The organism is Flavobacteriales bacterium (assembly GCA_019694795.1).
Taxonomy (GTDB): Bacteria; Bacteroidota; Bacteroidia; order Flavobacteriales_D; family UBA2798; genus UBA2798.
The window spans coordinates 1-20,602 of the sequence record JAIBBF010000022.1 but is presented as its reverse complement, the minus strand read 5'-3'; the positions used below and the strand labels follow the sequence as shown (position 1 = coordinate 20,602).

Annotated in this window: 16 protein-coding genes; 7 read left to right on the top strand and 9 right to left on the bottom strand. The window is 39.3% G+C overall.

Annotated elements, in window-relative coordinates:
* Window positions 1-17 precede the first annotated feature (17 nt).
* The 3 genes from K1X56_08445 to K1X56_08435 form a co-directional block, all read right to left on the bottom strand.
* Complete coding sequence (locus K1X56_08445; protein ID MBX7094735.1) at window positions 18-2,021, bottom strand: fumarate reductase/succinate dehydrogenase flavoprotein subunit; 2,004 nt, start codon at window positions 2,019-2,021, stop codon at window positions 18-20.
* A 14-nt stretch (window positions 2,022-2,035) separates the two neighbouring features.
* Window positions 2,036-2,737: a succinate dehydrogenase cytochrome b subunit gene (locus K1X56_08440; GenBank protein ID MBX7094734.1), complete on the bottom strand. Its 702-nt coding sequence runs from the start codon at window positions 2,735-2,737 to the stop codon at window positions 2,036-2,038.
* A gap of 161 nt (window positions 2,738-2,898) precedes the next feature.
* Window positions 2,899-4,116 (bottom strand): class I SAM-dependent methyltransferase, encoded by a 1,218-nt coding sequence (locus tag K1X56_08435; protein ID MBX7094733.1) that lies wholly within the window; start codon window positions 4,114-4,116, stop codon window positions 2,899-2,901.
* Window positions 4,117-4,154: 38 nt separating this feature from the next.
* Between K1X56_08435 and K1X56_08430 the strand changes: the two genes are divergently transcribed.
* The gene (locus K1X56_08430; protein MBX7094732.1) at window positions 4,155-4,784 is read left to right on the top strand and encodes a DUF1801 domain-containing protein; all 630 of its coding nucleotides are present in this window, start codon (window positions 4,155-4,157) and stop codon (window positions 4,782-4,784) included.
* Window positions 4,785-4,842: 58 nt separating this feature from the next.
* Here the strand turns inward: K1X56_08430 and K1X56_08425 are convergent, their stop codons facing one another.
* On the bottom strand, window positions 4,843-5,778 hold the full coding sequence (locus K1X56_08425; protein ID MBX7094731.1) for a LysR family transcriptional regulator: 936 nt from the start codon (window positions 5,776-5,778) through the stop codon (window positions 4,843-4,845).
* Between the two features lie 335 nt (window positions 5,779-6,113).
* Between K1X56_08425 and K1X56_08420 the strand changes: the two genes are divergently transcribed.
* From K1X56_08420 to K1X56_08395, 6 genes are all read left to right on the top strand, one after another.
* On the top strand, window positions 6,114-6,590 hold the full coding sequence (locus K1X56_08420; protein ID MBX7094730.1) for a hypothetical protein: 477 nt from the start codon (window positions 6,114-6,116) through the stop codon (window positions 6,588-6,590).
* Between the two features lie 102 nt (window positions 6,591-6,692).
* On the top strand, window positions 6,693-7,775 hold the full coding sequence (locus K1X56_08415; GenBank protein ID MBX7094729.1) for an efflux RND transporter periplasmic adaptor subunit: 1,083 nt from the start codon (window positions 6,693-6,695) through the stop codon (window positions 7,773-7,775).
* Between the two features lie 24 nt (window positions 7,776-7,799).
* The gene (locus K1X56_08410; protein MBX7094728.1) at window positions 7,800-11,003 is read left to right on the top strand and encodes an efflux RND transporter permease subunit; all 3,204 of its coding nucleotides are present in this window, start codon (window positions 7,800-7,802) and stop codon (window positions 11,001-11,003) included.
* Window positions 10,996-12,432 (top strand): efflux transporter outer membrane subunit, encoded by a 1,437-nt coding sequence (locus tag K1X56_08405; GenBank protein ID MBX7094727.1) that lies wholly within the window; start codon window positions 10,996-10,998, stop codon window positions 12,430-12,432. Before K1X56_08410 ends, K1X56_08405 begins: the two co-directional genes overlap by 8 nt.
* A 142-nt stretch (window positions 12,433-12,574) precedes the next feature.
* The gene (locus K1X56_08400; protein ID MBX7094726.1) at window positions 12,575-12,964 is read left to right on the top strand and encodes a hypothetical protein; all 390 of its coding nucleotides are present in this window, start codon (window positions 12,575-12,577) and stop codon (window positions 12,962-12,964) included.
* Window positions 12,965-13,006: 42 nt separating this feature from the next.
* A complete protein-coding gene (locus K1X56_08395; GenBank protein ID MBX7094725.1) occupies window positions 13,007-13,423 on the top strand; it encodes a PepSY-like domain-containing protein in 417 nt (138 codons plus the stop codon).
* Between the two features lie 30 nt (window positions 13,424-13,453).
* On the opposite strand, the gene K1X56_08390 is transcribed toward K1X56_08395, so the two are convergent.
* The 5 genes from K1X56_08390 to K1X56_08370 form a co-directional block, all read right to left on the bottom strand.
* On the bottom strand, window positions 13,454-14,146 hold the full coding sequence (locus tag K1X56_08390) for a response regulator transcription factor (GenBank protein ID MBX7094724.1): 693 nt from the start codon (window positions 14,144-14,146) through the stop codon (window positions 13,454-13,456).
* A 1-nt stretch (window position 14,147) separates the two neighbouring features.
* Entirely contained in the window at window positions 14,148-16,004 is a 1,857-nt protein-coding gene (locus tag K1X56_08385; protein ID MBX7094723.1) for a sensor histidine kinase, read from the bottom strand.
* A 178-nt stretch (window positions 16,005-16,182) separates the two neighbouring features.
* Window positions 16,183-16,404: a hypothetical protein gene (locus K1X56_08380; GenBank protein ID MBX7094722.1), complete on the bottom strand. Its 222-nt coding sequence runs from the start codon at window positions 16,402-16,404 to the stop codon at window positions 16,183-16,185.
* A 158-nt stretch (window positions 16,405-16,562) separates the two neighbouring features.
* Complete coding sequence (locus tag K1X56_08375) at window positions 16,563-19,826, bottom strand: DEAD/DEAH box helicase (protein MBX7094721.1); 3,264 nt, start codon at window positions 19,824-19,826, stop codon at window positions 16,563-16,565.
* On the bottom strand, window positions 19,816-20,602 hold a 787-nt coding region (locus K1X56_08370), incomplete at its 5' end, for a hypothetical protein (protein MBX7094720.1). The genes K1X56_08370 and K1X56_08375, both read right to left, overlap by 11 nt.

The following is a 20,602-nucleotide window of genomic DNA, read 5'->3' as shown; positions in this document are numbered from 1 at the left end:
AAAGATTCTTAATCGGATTATTTATAGGAACGAGCAACCATTTTGATTTCCTCGAACGTGAGTTCTTCTTTGTGCAACATGGCATCTTTAACGTCGCCCTTAAATTCCCATGCAGCTACATATGCAAAACGATCATCATTACGTTTGGCCTCACCATCTTCGGTTTGCGATTCTTCACGGAAGTGACCACCGCAGGATTCCTCACGGTTAAGTGCGTCCATACACATCAATTCGCCCAGTTCAAGGAAGTCGGCAACGCGACCTGCTTTTTCCAGTTCTGGATTAAAGGCATTTAATTCTCCAGGAACACGAACATCTTTCCAGAACTCCTCGCGCAACTGACGGATCTCCTGAATGGCTTCTCTCAATCCTTTTTCGTTACGTGCCATTCCGCATTTATCCCACATAATTTTTCCGAGACGCTTGTGGAAATGATCAACAGATTTGCTTCCCTTATTATTGATAAAGAAATTCAAACGCTCTTTCACTTCTTTTTCTGCTGCATCAAATTCAGGTGAATCGGTTGGAATTTTTCCGGTTCTGATATCGTGCGATAAATAATTTCCGATGGTGTATGGAATTACAAAATATCCGTCGGCCAATCCCTGCATTAAAGCAGAAGCACCGAGGCGATTTGCACCGTGATCGGAGAAGTTGGCTTCACCCAGTGCATAACAACCGGGGATAGAAGTCATCAATTCATAATCCACCCATAATCCGCCCATGGTATAGTGAACGGCAGGATAAATTTTCATTGGGGTTTCGTACGGATCATCACCGGTGATTTGTTTGTACATATCGAACAGGTTACCGTACTTTTCTTTTACCACTTCTTTACCCATAGCGCGAATTTCTTCTTTGCTGGCATTGGGCATATGGCGTTTTGTAGCTTCAACTTTTCCGTAGCGTTCAATAGCCGAAGCATAATCGAGGAATACTGCCTGACCGGTAGGATTAACTCCGAAACCAGCATCGCAACGTTCTTTAGCAGCACGTGATGCCACATCGCGGGGAACTAAATTTCCGAATGCAGGATATCTTCTTTCGAGGTAATAATCGCGGTCTTCTTCCGCAATATCATTTCCTCTTTTCTTTCCTTGTTGAATTGCAACAGCATCTTCTTTTTTCTTCGGAACCCAAATACGACCATCATTACGGAGCGATTCCGACATCAGGGTTAATTTCGACTGATGATCGCCGGAAACCGGAATACAGGTTGGGTGAATCTGAGTAAAACATGGATTACCAAAATGAGCTCCACGTTTATGCGCTTTCCATGCAGCAGTAACATTGCTACCCATAGCATTGGTAGAAAGGAAAAATACATTTCCATATCCTCCGGAACATAACAATACCGCATGCGCAGAATGGCGTTCAATTTCTCCGGTAACAAGATTACGGGCAATAATTCCGCGCGCCTTACCACCCACTAATACTACATCGAGCATTTCGTGACGGTTGTACATTTTCACTTTACCCAGCGCAATCTGACGCGATAAAGCGGAGTATGCACCGAGTAATAATTGCTGACCAGTTTGTCCGGCTGCATAAAATGTACGCTGAACCTGTGTACCACCAAATGAGCGGTTGTCGAGAAGTCCACCGTACTCACGTGCAAAAGGAACACCTTGTGCAACACATTGGTCAATAATATTCGCAGAAACTTCCGCTAAACGATGAACGTTTGCTTCACGCGCGCGGTAGTCGCCACCTTTAATTGTATCGTAGAATAAACGATAAACAGAATCGCCATCGTTCTGATAATTTTTTGCAGCATTAATTCCACCTTGTGCAGCAATGGAGTGTGCACGACGCGGAGAATCCTGGAAACAAAATGCTTTTACATTGTAGCCCATTTCTGCCAATGAAGCTGCAGCAGAAGATCCGGCCAAACCGGTTCCTACTACAATAACATCAATAGAACGTTTATTGGCAGGGTTAACAAGAAGAACGTGATTTTTGTAATCCGTCCATTTTTTGTCCATCGGACCATGTGGTATTTTTGAATCAAGCTTGCTCATAGTTCAGCTCTGGATTATAAAATAAAACGTACGTAAAAAGGGATGAAGGCGAACAATGCCGGAATGAAAACGGCAAAACCTAATCCCACCATTTTAATCACCGGTGTGTATTTAGCGTGACGAAGACCGAGTGATTGGAAAGCACTTTGAAAACCGTGCAACAAGTGGAACATAATCGCCATCATGGCCACGAGGTAAACCATACAAACCGCCATTCCCATTTCCGGATCTTTAAATGCCTGAATGGTGATAGAGTAAAGATCTTTCAACTGCTCGCCGTGCGGACCGGTATAAGTGTCGATAGGTCCCCAGTGCATTCTTTTCCAAAAGGCCAGCATGTGGAGCACAATAAACACCAGCATAACCGTACCTAAAAAAGCCATGTTACGCGAAGCCCAGGAGCTGTTGGCATTCGCATCCACTTTTTGGTAACGTACCGGCCGCGATTTTCTGTTTTGCATAGCCAGCAATAAACCATCAATGGCATGAAACAAAATAGAAATGTAGGTGACATAACTCAACACCTTCACCAAGGGATTGGTGGTCATAAACTGACCGTAGAGATTGAACTGATCTCGTGCACCGTTAGCCGGTGATATCAGTAATTGAAGATTTCCCGCCAGGTGACCAACCAGAAAAAGGCAAAGGAACAATCCCGTTGCACCCATCCAGTATTTTTTTGCGAGGGAAGACTTGAGCAGAACAGATTTACTCATATCGAAAAATGTGGTTTTTTAGTTGCACAAATGTAACTGCCCAAAAGTAAACTGTCAACAAGAAAGTTTATTTAGAATGATTCTAATTATCTCTCTATTATACAGTAAACCTTAGGCTTGTATTAGGCTATAACAATCGGGAAGAAAAAAAGATTTCAACCTTAGGCAATTCGTTCAAGGCGGGCCATAAAAAAGCCGTCGGTTCCGGACTTAGCGGGACTCAGACTTTTTTGCTCCAGCAAACGGAAAGAACTGCCTTTTTCCTTGAGGAAAGCCTCTACCTGCAATTCATTTTCTGAAGGGAAAATACTGCAGGTGGCATAAATAAGTTGTCCACCAACTTTTACCATTTGCGAGTAGTTCAACAAAATCTCTTTTTGGAGTGCTTTTACCTTTTCGAAAAATTCAGGATTCAATTTCCACTTCGCATCCGGATTTCTTCTGAGGGTCCCCATTCCTGAACAAGGCACATCCAGCAATACACGATCGGCAGAATCAGCTAAGCGCTTAATTACTTTTCCGGAATCGATCAATTTTGTTTCAATAATATTTACTCCTGCACGTGAAGATCGTTTTCTCAACTCAATTAATTTGCGTTCCTCCACATCCATTGAAATTAATCGTCCCTTGTTTTTCATCATCGCCCCGAGCTGCAATGACTTTCCACCTGCTCCGGCACAGGCATCAATTACACGCATTCCCGGTTGAGGGTTAACGAATTCTCCGATTTGCTGAGAGCCGCTATCCTGCACTTCGAAAAATCCATTTTGAAACCATTCGTTTCTAAAAATATTTTTCCGTTGTTTCAGTTGTAAAGCATCAATGCTACCGGCTACATCTATGGTTTCAATTCCGTCTTCTGCAAGTTTGTGGCGCAAGGCTTCCTTATCTGTCTTAAGCGTATTCACCCGTAGAATAACATCTGCTTCTTTGTTTAAAGCCGATAATTCCTTTATCCAATTTTCCTTCAATTCAGCTTCTCCCATTTGAAACATCCAGTCGGGCACACTCTGTGTGATGGCAAGATTTTGTTTTAATTCCTCTTTTTTCCGGTTGATGGATTTAAACTCCATCCCCGAATTTTCCTGCCAGGTAAATTGCTCGCCATGAAAAACGTAAAAATAAGTGGACAAAACACGGAGCAAAGAAGGACGGTCTGTTTTAGCTTCTGTTCCTGCTAATTCGTAAAGATAACGCCACCAACGCACCACATTATAGGTGGTCTCCGCAACAAAAGCCCTGTCGCGCGAGCCCATTTTGGGGTTTTCCTTCAATACACGTTCAATCACACGATCGGCATAATACCGGCGTTCAAAAATATCATCCAATGCACGGCAAACGGCGTCGATCAAAGGGAAATGCGGGCGGGATAAAGCCATCGTTTTGTTTTATTCCTCAAAAGTAGGATATTGTTTACATGAAGGAAATAAAAAAATCGGATCCCATCCGAAATTATATCGACCGCCATCCGGAACCTGCAGCCAGTATGATGATTGAACTGGATCAGCTCATTTCGAAACTAATTCCTGATGCCGAACGGAAACTATCGTATGGAATGCCCGCTTATCGCAGTAGTGAGAATCTGGTTTACTTCGCGGCCTTTAAACACCATATCGGATTTTTTCCGACTTCAAAACCCATCGAACATTTTAAGGAGGAGCTAAGCGATTACAAAACCTCCAAAGGCACTATACAATTTCCATTTGGAAAAAAAATCCCTGCAGCGCTCATCCGAAAAATTGTTTTGTTCCGAATTACCACGGTAAAGGAAAAAAACAAAAGCACTGCAACGATTATTACCTGCAAAAAGGGACACACCTATACTAAAACAAGCGATTGCAGGACTTGTCCGAAATGCGAAGCAGAAAACAAAAATACAAATTGTTTTGTACCCGGACTTTCGGCTCCCGCCTGGAGAGCACTACAAGCAGCGGGAATTAAAAACAAAAACGAATTGAAAAAATTCGGCATTGCACGATTAAACAAATTGCATGGTGTGGGTCCACAAGCTTTAAAACTGGTGGAAGAATTTTTAAAAGCGAAATAATACTTTACACTTTTCACCTAAATGTTGAGATTTTTCCAGAAAGGTTTACTCACAAAAATTAGCGGCTTCCCCCGGCTTTGGTGATCCAGGAAAAATGTTCTGATTTTATCCTGTCTTTTTCCTTTCGTAAATATTTCAAATACGCTTCAGCCACCGGCGATAACTTTTTTTCTTTCAGCCAAACCAGTCGCCAGGAGGATACAATCGGAAATCCACTAACGGGAATAATTTTTAACTCCCCCACTTTTAATTCATTTCGAATTCCGATTAATGGCATTACCGAATATCCTAATCCGGAAACAACAGCTTGCTTCACGGCTTCGTTGGTAGTTAGTTCAAGTTTCTTTCGCACATCAATCTTATTCTTCTTGAAAAATTCCTCCATTACAAAACGAGTACCAGAACCTTCTTCCCGAAAAATAAGAGGTAGTTTGGTAAATTGTTGTTTGTGTAAGGACTTATTCCCTAAATCATGATTTTTATTTCCAACCAAAAATAATTCATTCTCTACCAATTGCTCTGAGTTTAACCGAATATCGGAAGGCATCACCGACACGAGTGCAAAATCAATTTCATTTTGTTGCAGACTTTCTATGACTTTCGATTTATTGGTTACATCCATTACCAATTCAACCCCTTCATTATCATTTAAAAATCCGGATAAAAAATAAGGCATTACATACAATCCGGTGGATACTGAAGAGATTTTTAAGCGACCCGTAATAAATCCTTTATAGGATAGGGTTTTAAAATTAATTGCATCTACTTCCTCCAGGATTCGTTGCGTCATATGATAAATCTCCATTCCGAAATCCGTAACAAATAATTTTCGGCCCACGATTTCTGTAAGTGGAATATCAAACTGATCCTGGAAATTTTTTAATTGAATAGATACAGCTGGTTGCGTCATATGTAATTCTTCCGCAGCTCGGGTAATGCACTTTAAGTCCACAACCCGGGAAAACACCTGCAATTGATGTAATGTGTAATTCATAAAAAATATTTATGCAGAACGCAACATAAATAAAAAGAAGGAAAATGGGTGAATTTTAATTTTTCGTTAACATTTAAAGGTCTTATGCAAGAGGGTATTACTATCAATATTTCTTATTTAAACTTTTTTAACAGTGCCAAATAATTGGATTTTCTTCCTGATTCGTATTGTGATTTTATATGAAATTTATAACCATTTTGTCAATGAAAATCCATCTCTAAAAAAAGTTCAATAGCATTGCTATTATAAAATAAACTAATGAATCACTAAAAAATATTTTATGAAAACATTTCGATGAGTTTACAGACTTTTGAATCGGTTTAAATAATGTCCGATTGAAACCTGTCGTCCTCCATACCAATAACCACACACCGGAATATTCTGCGAATAATTCCGAATTTGTCATTGGAGAACGATCATTCAAAATCCAACTTTTTAACGGACTCCGCTTTAGTCTTTCTGTTTTTATTTTGTCGCTGATTACTGTAATTGGATTTGCCAATTCCTTTTCATCCGAATTAAAATCAGCGAGTCAAGTTCATCATTTCAGCTCTGCTTCAGCAGAAATCCATACTGTACCATTTTCCAATCCTTTAGATTCCGATTTTTTAGGTGATCCTCTCACCTTGGTAGAACTGGAAGAAGAAAATGAAAGTGCAGAAGATCATCATGATGATGTATATTTATCACTAACCAATCAAAATCACCAGGGAAATTTCTTCTTTATTTCCCAAATAAATACAAGCGAAATTCAATCGCCTGATTTATTTATTTCAGATCTGTTTATCCGATACAGATCACTTCTGATTTAAACATCTTCTTTTTTTAAATCACTCCATTTCCGGAGTGAATAAAGATCGTTGGGGAATTCCCCCAAGCATCCAATTATTTCAATCATTTAAAAAACAAACATCATGAGAAGTATTCTCATTACCATGGGTTTTGCCGTCCTGATCCTGGGCAGTAGCTGCGGATCGCACCATGAAGAAGGCGAAGAGGAAATTAAGTATGTAGTAACCAGTCCGCTGAAAAAAGACACTACCGTTGTTCACGAATATGTGTGCCAGATTCATGCCATACAGCACATTGAATTGCGTGCAATGGAGCGTGGTTATTTGCAGGACATCTTTGTTGATGAAGGTCAGCTCGTACACAAAGGCGAACTGATGTTTAAAATCATGCCGGTTTTGTATGAAGCAGAAATGAATCGTGCGCAGGCAGAAGTAAATTTTGCAGAAATCGAATACCAAAACACCAAAGCATTAGCAGATAGCAATTACGTTTCGAAAAACGAATTAGCATTAGCTAAAGCAAAATTAGATAAGGCAAAAGCCGAATTAGCATTAGCACAGGCGCATTTGGGATTCACGGAAATCCGTGCACCGTTTGATGGAATTATGGACCATTTCTATGTGCGACTCGGTAGTCTCGTAGAAGAAGGCGATTTACTTACGCTGCTCTCCGACAACAGCAATATGTGGGTTTATTTTAACGTGCCTGAAGCAGAATATTTAACCTATAAACAAATGGCTAAAAAAGACAGTACCATGCATGTGCATCTGGAGATGGCTAATCATGAAGTTTTTGATCAGCCCGGTATTGTAGAAACCATTGAAGCGGATTTTAATAATGAAACGGGTAACATCGCCTTCCGTGCCAAATTTCCAAATCCAGAAAAACTTTTACGTCACGGTGAAACCGGAAATATTTTAATGACGGCTCCTTATAAAAACGCGTTGATCATTCCACAAAAATCCACTTTCGAAATTCTTGAAAAGAAATATGTTTTTGTGGTCGACAAAGACAATGTTGTTCACCAGCGTGAAATAACACTTGCTGCAGAAATGCCCGATATTTTCATTGTAGGGAAAGGATTAAAAGACGGTGAACGCATTTTATTAGAAGGAATCCGGAAAGTGAAAGACGGCGACAAAATTGAATTTACCTATGAGGAACCTCAAAAAGTGATTTCGAATCTGAATGTCTACGTGGAATAATCATCCATTAAAAAAGAAAAAGACATGTTCAATAAATTTTTAAAACGTCCTGTCCTTGCGATTGTACTATCGCTGGTAATCATATTTATGGGCGTGTTGTCGATATACACATTACCGACATCTCAGTTTCCTGAAATTGCACCCCCAATGGTGATGGTTTCGGCCTCCTACCCGGGCGCCAGTGCTAAAACGCTGACCGAATCGGTTATTATTCCTCTCGAACAAGCCATCAACGGTGCATGGGGTATGCGTTACATGACCTCAGATGCAACCAGTGCCGGAGAATGTAATATTCAGGTTGTATTTAATCCGGGAACCGATCCCAATCAGGCCCTCGTGCAGATTTCCAATCGCGTGGAGCAGGTGCGAAATCGTTTACCTGAACTGGTACAACGTGAAGGTGTAATCATTACTCCGATTATGCCAAGTATGTTGATGTATGTGAATCTGTATAGTACAGACACCAGCGCCAACATGAAATTTTTGTTCAACTATGCCGGTGTAAATATGATTCCGGAATTGCAACGGATCAACGGTATTGGTCAGGCGCGGATTCTGGGGAGTCGTCAGTATGCCATGCGTATCTGGCTAAATCCGGAACGTATGCGTGCTTACAATGTTTCTCCGGATGAAGTCATGGAGGCCTTGGGTGAACAAAGTATTATTGGTAAACCGGGAAGGATTGGTCGCGGCGACGGAAGTCGTGCCGAAGCATTGGAATATGTATTGGCCTATCCCGACCGTTACAATGAACCTACCCAATATGAGAATGTCATTATCCGCGCCAATCCCAATGGGGAAATGCTGCGGTTAAAAGATATTGCCACTGTTACATTAGGAAGTGAGTATTACGATATCTACTCCAACCTCAATGAATATCCTTCTGCGGCGATTGTGTTAAAGCAGACTTACGGAAGTAATGCGAGCGAGGTAATTAAAAATGTAAAAGCTGAACTAGAAAAATTAAAACAATCGTTCCCTCCGGGAATGGATTATGAAATCAGTTACGACGTTTCGAAATTTTTGGATGCTTCCACCGAAAACGTAGTGCACACCCTGCGTGATGCTTTCATTCTTGTTGCCTTGGTGGTATTTGTGTTTTTGGGCGACTGGCGTTCGACACTCATCCCAACGCTTGCGGTTCCGATTTCACTGATTGGAGCATTTCTGTTCATGCAGATTTTCGGTTTAACGATTAATATGATTACACTTTTTGCATTGGTACTTGCGATTGGTATTGTGGTGGATGACGCGATTGTGGTAGTAGAAGCAGTGCATGCAAAAATGGAAGAAGTTCATGTTTCCCCCTATCAGGCAGTACGATTGGTGCTTGGCGAAATTTCCGGTGCGGTAATCGCAATTACATTATTAATGACAGCAGTGTTTGTACCGGTTGCATTTATGACTGGTCCTGTTGGAGTTTTCTACCGGCAGTTTTCCATTACCATGGCAAGTTCCATCGTACTGTCGGGTCTGGTGGCGCTTACGTTGACTCCGGTATTGTGTGCTATGATTTTAAAGAACACGCATGGCAAACCGAAAAAGAAAAACATATTGAATCGCGCGCTCGATTCATTTAACCGTGGATTTGAAAAACTCACCAATAAATACGTTTGGTTGCTTAAACTAATTGCACATCGCACATGGGTAACCGGTGTTTTATGGTTGGCATTTGGGGTTGGAATTTATGTCATCACCACAACGCTTCCATCCGGATTTATTCCCAGTGAAGACCAGGGAATGCTTTACGCCATTGTACAAACGCCTCCCGGATCTACGTTGGAAAGAACCAACGACATTTCGCAACAACTTCAAAAACTAATTATGGAAGTGGATGGAGTAAAATCTGTATCGTCGATTGCAGGATACGAGGTTTTAACGGAAGGTCGCGGTTCAAATGCAGGTACATGTTTGATCAATTTAAAACCATGGAATGAACGCGAGCATACCGTAAATGAGATCATTTATGAACTCGAAGAAAAAGCAAAATCCATTCCCGGTGCCACCATCGAATTTTTTGATCCACCGGCAGTACCCGGATACGGTGCAGCAGGAGGATTTGCTTTGCAGTTATTGGATAAAACCAATTCGGGCGATTATAAAGCGCTGGAAAAAGTAACCAACGATTTTCTGGCGGCATTAAAAAAACGCAAAGAGCTGATGGGATTATTCACCTTCTTCAGTGCCAATTATCCGCAATACGAGCTGGAAATCGACAATGAACTGGCTATGCAGAAAGGAGTTTCCATTGGAAATGCGATGAATACCTTGTCGATTTTCGTAGGTAGTACCTATGAATTAGGTTTCATTAAATACCAACGTTTCTTTAAAGTGTTTGTGCAGGCTGATCCGGATTTCAGAAAACTTCCGAAGGATGTATTAAACATGTGGGTAAAAAACGACAAAGGTGAAATGGTTCCTTTCTCTGCTTTTATGAAAATAAAAAAGAAACAAGGTGCCAATGAGATTAACCGTTACAACATGTATAACACCGCTGCCATTCGTGGTGGACCAGCACAGGGTTACAGCTCCGGTGAAGCAATTGCAGCCGTAAAAGAAGTTGCAGCTAAAACCTTACCGCGCGGTTATGATATCGACTGGGCTGCATTATCATACGATGAAGTACGAAGAGGAAATGAAGCCATTTACATTTTCATTATTGTACTTGTTTTCGTTTACCTGGTACTCGCAGCGCAGTATGAAAGTTTTATTATTCCTTTAGCCGTAGTTCTTTCACTACCTGCAGGTGTATTCGGTTCATTCCTGTTGATTAAGAGTATGGGATTGGCCAATGATATTTATGCCCAGGTGGGATTGGTGATGCTCGTTGGATTACTAGGTAAAAACGCGGTACTGATTGTTGAGTTTGCCGTTCAAAAGCATCACCAGGGTGCAACTATTCTGGAAGCAGCGATTGAAGGTGCACGCGTACGTTTTCGTCCGATTCTTATGACCTCCTTTGCCTTTATTGCGGGTCTTGTCCCTCTGGTTATGGCACACGGTGCGGGAGCAATTGGAAATAAAACCATTGGTGGATCTGCATTAGGAGGAATGTTATTGGGAACCATTTTCGGAGTAATTATTGTGCCGGGTCTCTACTACATTTTCGGATCACTTGCCGAAGGAAGAAAATTAATCCGCGATGAAGAAATCGGTCCACTCACCGAAGACATGATTGATCATCCCGAATTAAAAGATTTAACACCAGAAACCGAAAATCATGCGTAAACATATCGTTCCATATCTCTTTGTTTTTGTAATTGGCATTTCGGTGTTTTACAGTTCCTGTTCCGTGCAAAATAATTTAGCGCGAACAGAAAAAAGAACAACACCGGATTCATATGCCGGAACAAAAGACAGCATCAATAGTGCAACCATCAGCTGGAAAACATTTTTTAAGGATCAGAATCTGATTGCACTGATTGACTCAGCACTGGTGAATAACCAGGAATTAAATATTCTGTTGCAGGAAATTGCTATTTCGAAAAACGAAATCCGCGCACGTAAAGGGGAATATCTTCCATTTGTTGACGTAGGTGGCGGAGCCGGAGTTGAAAAATCGGGTCGTTACACACGCAATGGTGCAGTGGATGCCACTACAGAAATAGATCCGGGAAAAGAAAATCCCGATCCGCTTCCCAATTATTTAATTGGCTTCGATGCCAGTTGGGAAGTCGATATCTGGAAGAAACTCCGCAATGCGAAAAAATCGGCCATGTACCGTTACCTCGCAACAACAGAAGGAAGAAATTTTATGGTGACCAATCTCGTCACCGAAATTTCATCGGCCTATTATGAATTACAAGCGCTGGATAATCAGCTGGAGCTATTAAAAAACATCATCGACATTCAGAAAAACGCGCTGGAAATTATTAAAGCAGAAAAAGCTGCCGCTAAAGTTTCGGAATTAGCCGTAAGAAAATTTGAAGCAGAGGTGTTTAAAAATCAAAGTGCCCAGTACTTCATCATGCAGAAAATTGTGGAGACCGAAAACAAAATCAATTTCCTGGTGGGACGCTTTCCGCAACCTGTAGTACGGAATTCTGCCACATTAATGGAAAATGCACCGGATACGTTACAAGCAGGTATTCCTTCGCAACTGCTGGAAAACAGAACCGACATCCGACAGGCAGAAATGGAATTAATCGCTTCGAAACTCGATGTAAAAGTGGCACGTGCCAATTTCTATCCTTCCTTTCGAATTAATGCGGGACTAGGATTTGAAGCCTTTAATCCGAAGTTCATTATTAAAACACCGGAATCGATGTTGTATTCATTAGCCGGTAACCTGGCAGCACCTTTAATTAACCGGAATGCGATTAAGGCCTTTTATTATTCTGCCAACGCAAAACAGATTCAGGCCGCATATAATTATGAGCGAACCATTCTGAACGGATACATTGAAGTGGTGAATCAATTTTCCAATATCAATAACCTTCAGAAAAGTTATGATTTGAAAAAAGCCCAGGTAGAAGCATTAACACGGTCGGTGGATATCTCCATCGGTTTATTTAAAGCTGCGCGTGCAGACTACATGGAGGTTTTACTCACACAACGTGATGCACTTGAATCGAGATTTGAATTAATAGAAACAAGAAAAATGCAAATGATCGCAACAGTTAACATGTACCGCGCATTAGGCGGTGGATGGAAATAAGTTTAGGGTTTTATTCGGTTTTCAACGCGATCAGGGAGGGCCGGGGTGGGATAATTGCCAGTGAAAGGACGACATTGGTGATTGCTTGCTTCGGTCCTCCTCTTTTTAATTTATTTTTTTTAAATTACAACCATATTAACGCATGCAAAAGGCCATTCTATATTTGCTGTTATCGTTTTATTCCCTAGGTGTATTTCTATTACCAAAGGGCGATTTTAGCTATCTGGCCGAATTACCGGAGATGTATCACCATTGTAAATCGCAGGAAGATAAAGACATGACCTGGGTCGATTTTATCAGCGATCACTTGATCAATTTCGACGGCATATTTGATGCACACAACCATGGCGATGAGCAAAAACCGCATAAGGGAATCGAACATAAAATTGTAATTCCTTCCGTTTATATCGCTCAATCCAATAAAGTTGACGGATTCATTTCATCCCTTTCGCTTCATTGGAATACACCGGAATACCGGAATCTTTTTCATTTCGAATTTATTCCGAAGCTATTGAAACCACCGTCCTGCTGATTGTTTTATCAATCGCTTCGTTTCAATTTAAAATCAATCAACATGAAAAAGTTATTTTTTATACTGGTCATTGCATTGCTCAGCAATCAGGTAATGGCCTTTGAAGTTCCGGATGCAATTGAATCTGCATTTGAACAAAAATTTCCCAATGCCAAAAAAGTGAAATGGGAAAAAGAAGAAGATGGAAATTATGAAGCTGAATTTATTCTGAATGATCAGGAAATGTCGGCCACCTTCTCTCCATCTGCAACACTTCTGGAAACAGAAACAGAATTGGAAATAAATGAACTTCCGCAAAAAGTTCAGGACGCATTTAAATCCAATTATCCCACAGCTAAAATTCTCGAGGCCGCTAAAATTACAATGGCCGACGGCACTGTTTATTACGAAACAGAAGCTAAAATAAATGGGAAAAAAACAGATGTGTTGTTTAGTCCGGATGGACAACTAAAAAAATAGTTATAAGGCGGGGACCTAACAGTCCCCGTTTTATTTTAGCATTCGCGCTTCAAATTCGTTCCCAATATTACGGGAAACCGGTAATTTATAGATTCCGATCTGAATTTCTTTTTTAGAGTATTTTAGAATTTTTTGCGTGTTTACAAAATAAGAACGGTGAATACGGAAAAAACGTTCATCATTCATTTCCTCCATGATTGACTCCATCGACTGCCTCGAAACATAACGGCGATCTTCACAAACGATATTGAGATAATTACCTTCGGCCTCAACAAATAATATTTTATCCAGCTGGATCAATACATTAGAATATCCATCCTTAATGCTGATGGATTTGGGCCGATCTTCGACTTTTACCTTTTGTAAAGCGAGTGAAATAGCAGCAAATAAATCCGACTTTTTCACCGGCTTGGTGATGTAACCTTCCGGTCTTGTTTTCACGATTTCCTTCACCATGGCCACATCCGAATGTGCAGTAATGTAAATAAAAGGCTGTTTCGTATTTTCAGCAATGAACTTACCAATTTCCAGTCCGTCGGTTTCTCCCTCCATCCGGATATCCAATAACACAATTTGTGGATTCATCGTATGAATCATTTCAATAGCAGATTTCCGGTCATGCGCCATATCTACCTGTGAAAATCCTAAATCAAAAAGCGTATCTTTTAAATCCTCCGCAATCAGAATTTCATCCTCAACTATCAAAATCCGCGTGTTGTTCATTTTATTTAATATTAAACGTAATCGTATAGCTAAAACCATTATTCCCCTCAATGGAATAGGCTCCTTTTAATTGACGCGAAAAAATATCGATCAACCTTAATCCCAAACTTGATTTTCTGGATGTAGTGGTATTGAATCCGTTTCCGTTATCGGAAATGGTGTAGCGGATTTTTTTCGATTCCAATTCCTCCAGCAAAATTTTCACTTGTGGTTGATCAACATCCGCAAAAGCATGTTTAATGGAATTTGCTACAATTTCAGAAGTAATCATCCCCAATGAAATGGCCTCCTGAACGGTAAAATTTATTTCTTTAATGTGGGTAATAAATTCGATCGGATTGGAGTCGGACTGAACAATGTCTTTCAGCGAATCAATCAATTCCTCCAAATATAGCTTCACCGAAATCCCTTGTTGTTCATCCTGATTATACAACATTTCATGCACCAGCGCCATAGCATTAATTCTGCGCGAAGCATCCGATAGCGTGTGAATTTCATCTGCATTTTCGCTGGCCTTCATTTGCATATTCACCAATGAACTGATGAACTGCAAATTGTTTTTCACACGGTGATGAATTTCCTGAATGAGGGAGTCCTTTTCCTTGTTTTTAGCGCGCAATTCTTTATTGGAGGACCTCAATTTATAGGTGAGGGTTATAATGATGACCAAAGCAATGAGGAGTCCACCTAAAAAAACGAGAAGTCTTACATTTTCACGTTGGTGAGTGATAATATCCTGGTTTGATTTGTTTAACTCATCCGAAACTTTTTGATATGCATTTTTAATTTTTTCATTCTCGTATTTCTCGCGCACATTCAACAAATCGATATCATTCATTTTCCGTTCCATAATCATTTCGGCGGAATGGTATTTTTCGAGATAGGAAATCGCTTTCCCTGTATCGCCCGACCAAATGTTTTCCAGGTATAAATAATGATAGACTTCATTGAGTGGATAATCAATTTTATCTTTTTCAACTTTATCGATAATCTGAAAATAAATCCGGAAAACGGAATCGCGCGAAAAATTATTATGTGCGTAAAGCATGGCACGATTATTCATGGCGTGAATTCCGTCGCTGTAATTTCCCACTGCAAACCAGTTTTTTTCTGCCTCCTGATAATAATATTCTGAACTATCGTTTTGACGCAAATTCTTATAGGTAAAGCCCAACTCATTCTCGGAGGTAGCCATCAGGTTGCGGTCCTTAATCCGTTTCGCTAAATCCAACGCCCGCCGGGAATAATAAATGGAAACCCGCACATCGGGGGTCGACTCATTATGAATCGCCGCAGCCCGGTTATTCATTCGTATTAAGAGAAGGGTATCGCGCAATTGCGATTTTTCGTAATTATCGAAGGCCTGTTGCAAATAGTTTTTCGCCTTGGCATGTTGGGCCGTTTTCCGGTAAAATTCTGCAATCTCCAATTGAAAACGGGGTAATTCGCTGATGGTATTTTCGCGCAACAAAATAGATTCCGCTTGCAGATAAGCATCCAACGCTTCCGAAAATTTGCTTTCGTATTTTTTAAGATTGGCCGTTTCGAGTAATACATAAGCTTGCTGAACCAGATTCCCTGATGCATTGGCAATTTGTGCCGCCTGCGCAATGTATTTTTCGGCTTTGGGGTAACGACTTTTCAGCGTGTATTGTTCCGCTAAAAAACAATAAGCTTTAAATACTTTGGCCGAATCATTCCTGAATGCCACATTCGCCAAAAAACGTTCGGCATCTGCTATGGCAGTATCGAGATTCTGGCTCTTGCTTATTCCCTTAGAAGAAACAATCTGGCCCCTGACGCCTTGTACTGAAAAAAGCGAAATAAGGAGGACCGTGATGAGCGAGCGGACGAACACGTTCAAAAATAATCAATCCATCTTCCTTAATTCACATTTCAGTGCGAAAAGCAGAGCTATTTATGTGAATGGTTAATTCTTGCTATGTACACCTTGAAATTAGGCGAATGTGAGGGGGGGTAAGGTCCAGGATGGGGAATGTAGCGGCTCGGATAACGCTCGACATAGCGTTTGGCCTTTAGAATACGCTCGCAGAAAGCATCGAATTGTTTTCCTGCAAAAGCGGGAAATAATTCAGGAAGAATGTCCTTGTAATATTCGCTGATAAATGATTTTGCAAATGTTCTTCAGCTTGACTGAATGGATAGTTTTTCCATAATTGTTTGTGGGCGAATTCCCACGATGCATCCGTAAAGATTGCAATAGCTGCCGGATGTACTTTTATTTTTGTCCTGTTCATTTTATTATGTTTTACCCTGCTAAAAGCAGGACAGGCAGGACAAAGATGCGGTGGGCTATAAGATCGGTTTCCGGTTTCTGCTCGATGTTGTTTTTTGATGTCTATTTATGCTTGTTTATGCGGTTAATGCTGTTTAATGTGAATAAATGCTGCGTGATTTATAAGTGACTATCTATGATCTTTTTGATTTGTGCTTTTTCGTTTGAGTCTTTACCAATTCCGAAGTCTGATGTTTCCTTTATAATCTTCTTAATTTCATTGAAATTCTCAACAGTGATTGGAGCGTTCTGCATCTTTTCCTTCACTTTGGATTTAATATTGTTTACCAAAAAACGCGGAATACCTATACTTGCAATAATGGCCGACTCTTTATCACTCACTCCATAGTAGATATATGAAGGAAGCATTTTGGCCGATTCACTCTTATTATCTTCAGTCAAGGTTTGATAAATATTCATTCCCCAAGGCAAATAATTTTTGAGGTTGCCATTAATATACTTATTTGTCTCTCCTATCGCTTGATCTAACGTTTGATTTTGCCTCTGAATCTTAGAAGCAATTTTATTGATTGGCTCTCCGTTAACCCAGCCTATGAGTATTTTTGAAATTGATTCTACATCTAATTTTCCGGCACGATTAAATATTGCAACTTTCAATTCAGGAATGCCACTTATTATCGATATAATTTTTGCTAAGTTCTGTTCGTTCTTAGATTCAAGGATAATTTTTGAGACATGCAAGTTCTCATTGGTGAGAACACCCTCTGCCTGAAGATCGTTTTTGAATTCAATAATCCTTGCCATTACTCCATTCAAGCTAATATTACTAATTCCAAATACATCGGCAAGAGTTAAATTAGCCTTATTTTGTCCTTTCAAATGATCAACATACTTAGAAGCAAAAGAGCTTATTCGTTGTTCTGTTTCTAAGAATCCTTCCTTGAAGGTAATTTGCTTATAAAAAAGTGAGTTATTTAAAATCGCTCTAATTTTATTAGAATCGACAGCATTTAAATCGTAATTGTAAGAGATTTTAATTATATGATTTAGGTATTGCAGGAAATTAGATGCGGCAGGATTATTTCGTAGTAAGGCGTGATTAAATTCAACGTCCGTTCCGACTGCGTCAAAAAAGTGCGACAGTGAAGAAATAATTTCTTTAGTTTTTTTACCAATATATTGCTTTGTAGCTTCCTTCGTTATTTCATTATTTGTGCTGTAACCAATTATTATATGCCCTTCTTTGTCCATGTAAGCGCGCCCCGCCCTGCCAGCGATGTTCCAAAAGGTAGCATTGTCCATCGTGTTATCAACTTCATCCCGACCAATTGATAAAGTATCAAATATTACTGTAGAAATTGGAAAATTCATTCCTTGTGCCAAAGTGGGGGTAGAGCAAACAAGTCTAATTTTCCCCATTGCAATTAAAAGTTCAATTTCCTCCTTTACTAATCCGCTTAATTCAGAATGATGGTATGCAACCCCATGCTCAATACAATCAATTAAAGGATCGTCTTCCTTTGATTCGTATTTTATTACAGTTACACATCTTGCAATAGCAGGGTCATCAGAAATATTTTTCAAAACCCCCTTGTTTCTAAAATATTCCTTGGCTTTTATCGCAGTATTCTGACTCGAAGTAATTCCTCCACAAAAAACCAAAGTTGATTCTCCAATTGATATATATTTCTCTAACAACCCAATTACCTTCACCTTAGAATCAACTCGATCAAGACCTAAAGTAGTCTTGAGATTTTGCAAATTCACATTTAGAGGAATAGTTACTTCTTCCTTAATAATTTGATTTGTTGGAGAGGGCAAATACGTAACAAAACTTTGTGTCTTATTTGACTCTAAGGTATTACAACCGATATATTGTTTTGTCGGTGACCAATCTACACTAATAGTGCTTGAATTCTCTTCAGTATCTCCAAGCCACGTTGCAATTTGCTGCGCGTTCTTTTCATCTATGAACGGACTTAAAAGTAAAAAATTGACATTGGACGTTTTTTGTTTGATAATCGATAATAGAAGTTCAAACTTTGATCCTCTGTTTTTACTTGAAAGGTTATGAGCTTCATCTAAGATTACCAATTTTAGGTTTTTTACCACAGGCCTTTCATTCCTGATCAAAAAGTCCAATTTTTCAGGAGTAGTTACAATAATATGTATGTGCGTTTTTTTATTAAGAAATTCCTCTTCGAGGGAATCCTCTTCGTAAAATGGAAGCACACTTTCAATTAAGTATCTATCTGCAAATTGTCGTTTTAATCTGTGCTTGACTTGATTTATTAATGCATTTGTTGGAACAACATATGCAACTGTTGGTTCAACATTATTAAACGTTTGGGTATGAATTGTAAATAAGATATACATTTCTGCCAATAAGGATTTGCCGGAGCTTGTTGGCATATTTACTACAATACTTTTCTTTGCGGTTAAAACGTCAAGTATCGATTTTCTTTGTGAAGGGAAAAGTGTCACAAAGAAATTTTCATTACCACTCAGGGTTTTATCAAAGAAGTCTTTGAATATCGGATTTCTCTCAGCTAAAGTCCATATTGCGTTATCACTCAATTGAGTGAACGCTCTTCTAAGATGAAAGCAAAGCCTTTGAAGATTTTTATCATCTGTTCTTCTTGAAAGTTCAATTGCGTTAAAGCCGTAATCACGAATAATATCCCGGACTTTTTCACCTGACGACAATTTACCTGTAAACAAATACTCTCTTTGCGAATTAATTATATGCAACAGATTGCTAAAAGTACCAATGATTAGCGCATTCTCAATTGAAAATGATTCAGTTTTCATCTCTTCAACTTGCAAATTTTGAAGTTGCGTTTCAGAGGACTTAATAAATTCATTAAACCATTCAATCTGTTCTCTCTTCTCAATCTTATCCAATAAGCCAATTACAATAATGTAGACTGCTTTTTTCATTTCAGTCATGTCATCTTCTTTGGCTAATTTCTTTATCCAAGAAGAATTCTCCTTAACCACCATTGCAATCTCAGTTGTTCTCTCTGCGGCAACACCGGTAACACAAGACAGAACAAGAAATTCAAGTTTATTAAAAGTTAAATCTGGAATCTCTTCCGACTTCATTAGAAAAAGATCAGATAAAACACTGTAGAGTTTAGGAATAATATTTCTTTTGTTCCGTTCATTTGACGATTCATATAATTGAGAATTATCTACCAAATATGAAGTTAATGTATCAATAACGTCAATTTTAAAGTCAATTCTACTCTTTATTGATTCCCAATTTTCATCAATGACAGTTTGATCAATAAATTTGTGAATTAAATGGTGCTTTTCTTTCGCATGCAGTATTGAGAGAATATCAGGAACAGTCTCTCCGATTGAATCAAACAATGATTTAATCTGATCATCAATGTATTTTATCTTTGCTTCAGAGCTCATTTACTGCATTCTCCCAAATTGAAATACAAAAATCATCGATGTCTTTATTGAAAGACCATATAATTCCATTTACAGAAGTATCATCAAAAGAATGATTCCCAAATTCAGTATAATCATCAACATTTTGATCTTTTACAATTTCTTCGTTGTTTCTTATTAAAAAGGGAAAGAAGATCACGTTTTCCAACACTATACCCTTTTCTACCTTTTCAGACAAACACTTCAAGAGAAAATTAATAGTTTGTTCAAAGAACTCTCCCTTGTTTAGTAACTGCTGCATAAAGTATAAAATCTCACTACTCAAGCGATCGCTTTCATCGGTCAACGATTTTTTAATGTCATCCAATAAATCTGCTGCGCTTGAAGTTGGTATTTTATCCTTTGAGGCCTTAACCTCACACACAACAAATTTCAAGGTTCCTCCTTCGTTACGAACTCCAGTTACATCGATTCCCGGAGAGTGCTTCTTGATAGTAATTGCATCAGCATTCATTCTACGATCAGCTTCCTCATAAAATACACATTGAAATTGCTTAGAAAGTAGAAGTTGGGACATGAATTCAGTAACATATGATCTTCTGATATCAAACCAAGGAATTTTGTTTTTATTAGGATTAATTATGTCAGTCAAAGTCGCTTCAAATTTTTCTTTATATGAGGAATCAATTCCCGGTGTTTTCAAATAACCAGAAATATTTTTTACGTCCTGAAACGCTTTAATCCTTTTGACTTTTGATTTAAGAAATTCTTCGAGTTTACTCGCCTGTTCGTCATCA

What these genes read in the sequence shown, in the direction of transcription:
- K1X56_08425 (MBX7094731.1), bottom strand. Translation starts at nt 5,778, where the DNA reads ATGAATTACACATTACATCAATTGCAGGTGTTTTCCCGGGTTGTGGAC.
- K1X56_08395 (MBX7094725.1), top strand. Translation starts at nt 13,007, where the DNA reads ATGAAAAAGTTATTTTTTATACTGGTCATTGCATTGCTCAGCAATCAG.
- K1X56_08400 (MBX7094726.1), top strand. Translation starts at nt 12,575, where the DNA reads ATGCAAAAGGCCATTCTATATTTGCTGTTATCGTTTTATTCCCTAGGT.
- K1X56_08430 (MBX7094732.1), top strand. Translation starts at nt 4,155, where the DNA reads ATGAAGGAAATAAAAAAATCGGATCCCATCCGAAATTATATCGACCGC.
- K1X56_08445 (MBX7094735.1), bottom strand. Translation starts at nt 2,021, where the DNA reads ATGAGCAAGCTTGATTCAAAAATACCACATGGTCCGATGGACAAAAAA.
- K1X56_08405 (MBX7094727.1), top strand. Translation starts at nt 10,996, where the DNA reads ATGCGTAAACATATCGTTCCATATCTCTTTGTTTTTGTAATTGGCATT.
- K1X56_08440 (MBX7094734.1), bottom strand. Translation starts at nt 2,737, where the DNA reads ATGAGTAAATCTGTTCTGCTCAAGTCTTCCCTCGCAAAAAAATACTGG.
- K1X56_08435 (MBX7094733.1), bottom strand. Translation starts at nt 4,116, where the DNA reads ATGGCTTTATCCCGCCCGCATTTCCCTTTGATCGACGCCGTTTGCCGT.
- K1X56_08410 (MBX7094728.1), top strand. Translation starts at nt 7,800, where the DNA reads ATGTTCAATAAATTTTTAAAACGTCCTGTCCTTGCGATTGTACTATCG.
- K1X56_08390 (MBX7094724.1), bottom strand. Translation starts at nt 14,146, where the DNA reads ATGAACAACACGCGGATTTTGATAGTTGAGGATGAAATTCTGATTGCG.
- K1X56_08380 (MBX7094722.1), bottom strand. Translation starts at nt 16,404, where the DNA reads ATGAACAGGACAAAAATAAAAGTACATCCGGCAGCTATTGCAATCTTT.
- K1X56_08375 (MBX7094721.1), bottom strand. Translation starts at nt 19,826, where the DNA reads ATGAGCTCTGAAGCAAAGATAAAATACATTGATGATCAGATTAAATCA.
- K1X56_08415 (MBX7094729.1), top strand. Translation starts at nt 6,693, where the DNA reads ATGAGAAGTATTCTCATTACCATGGGTTTTGCCGTCCTGATCCTGGGC.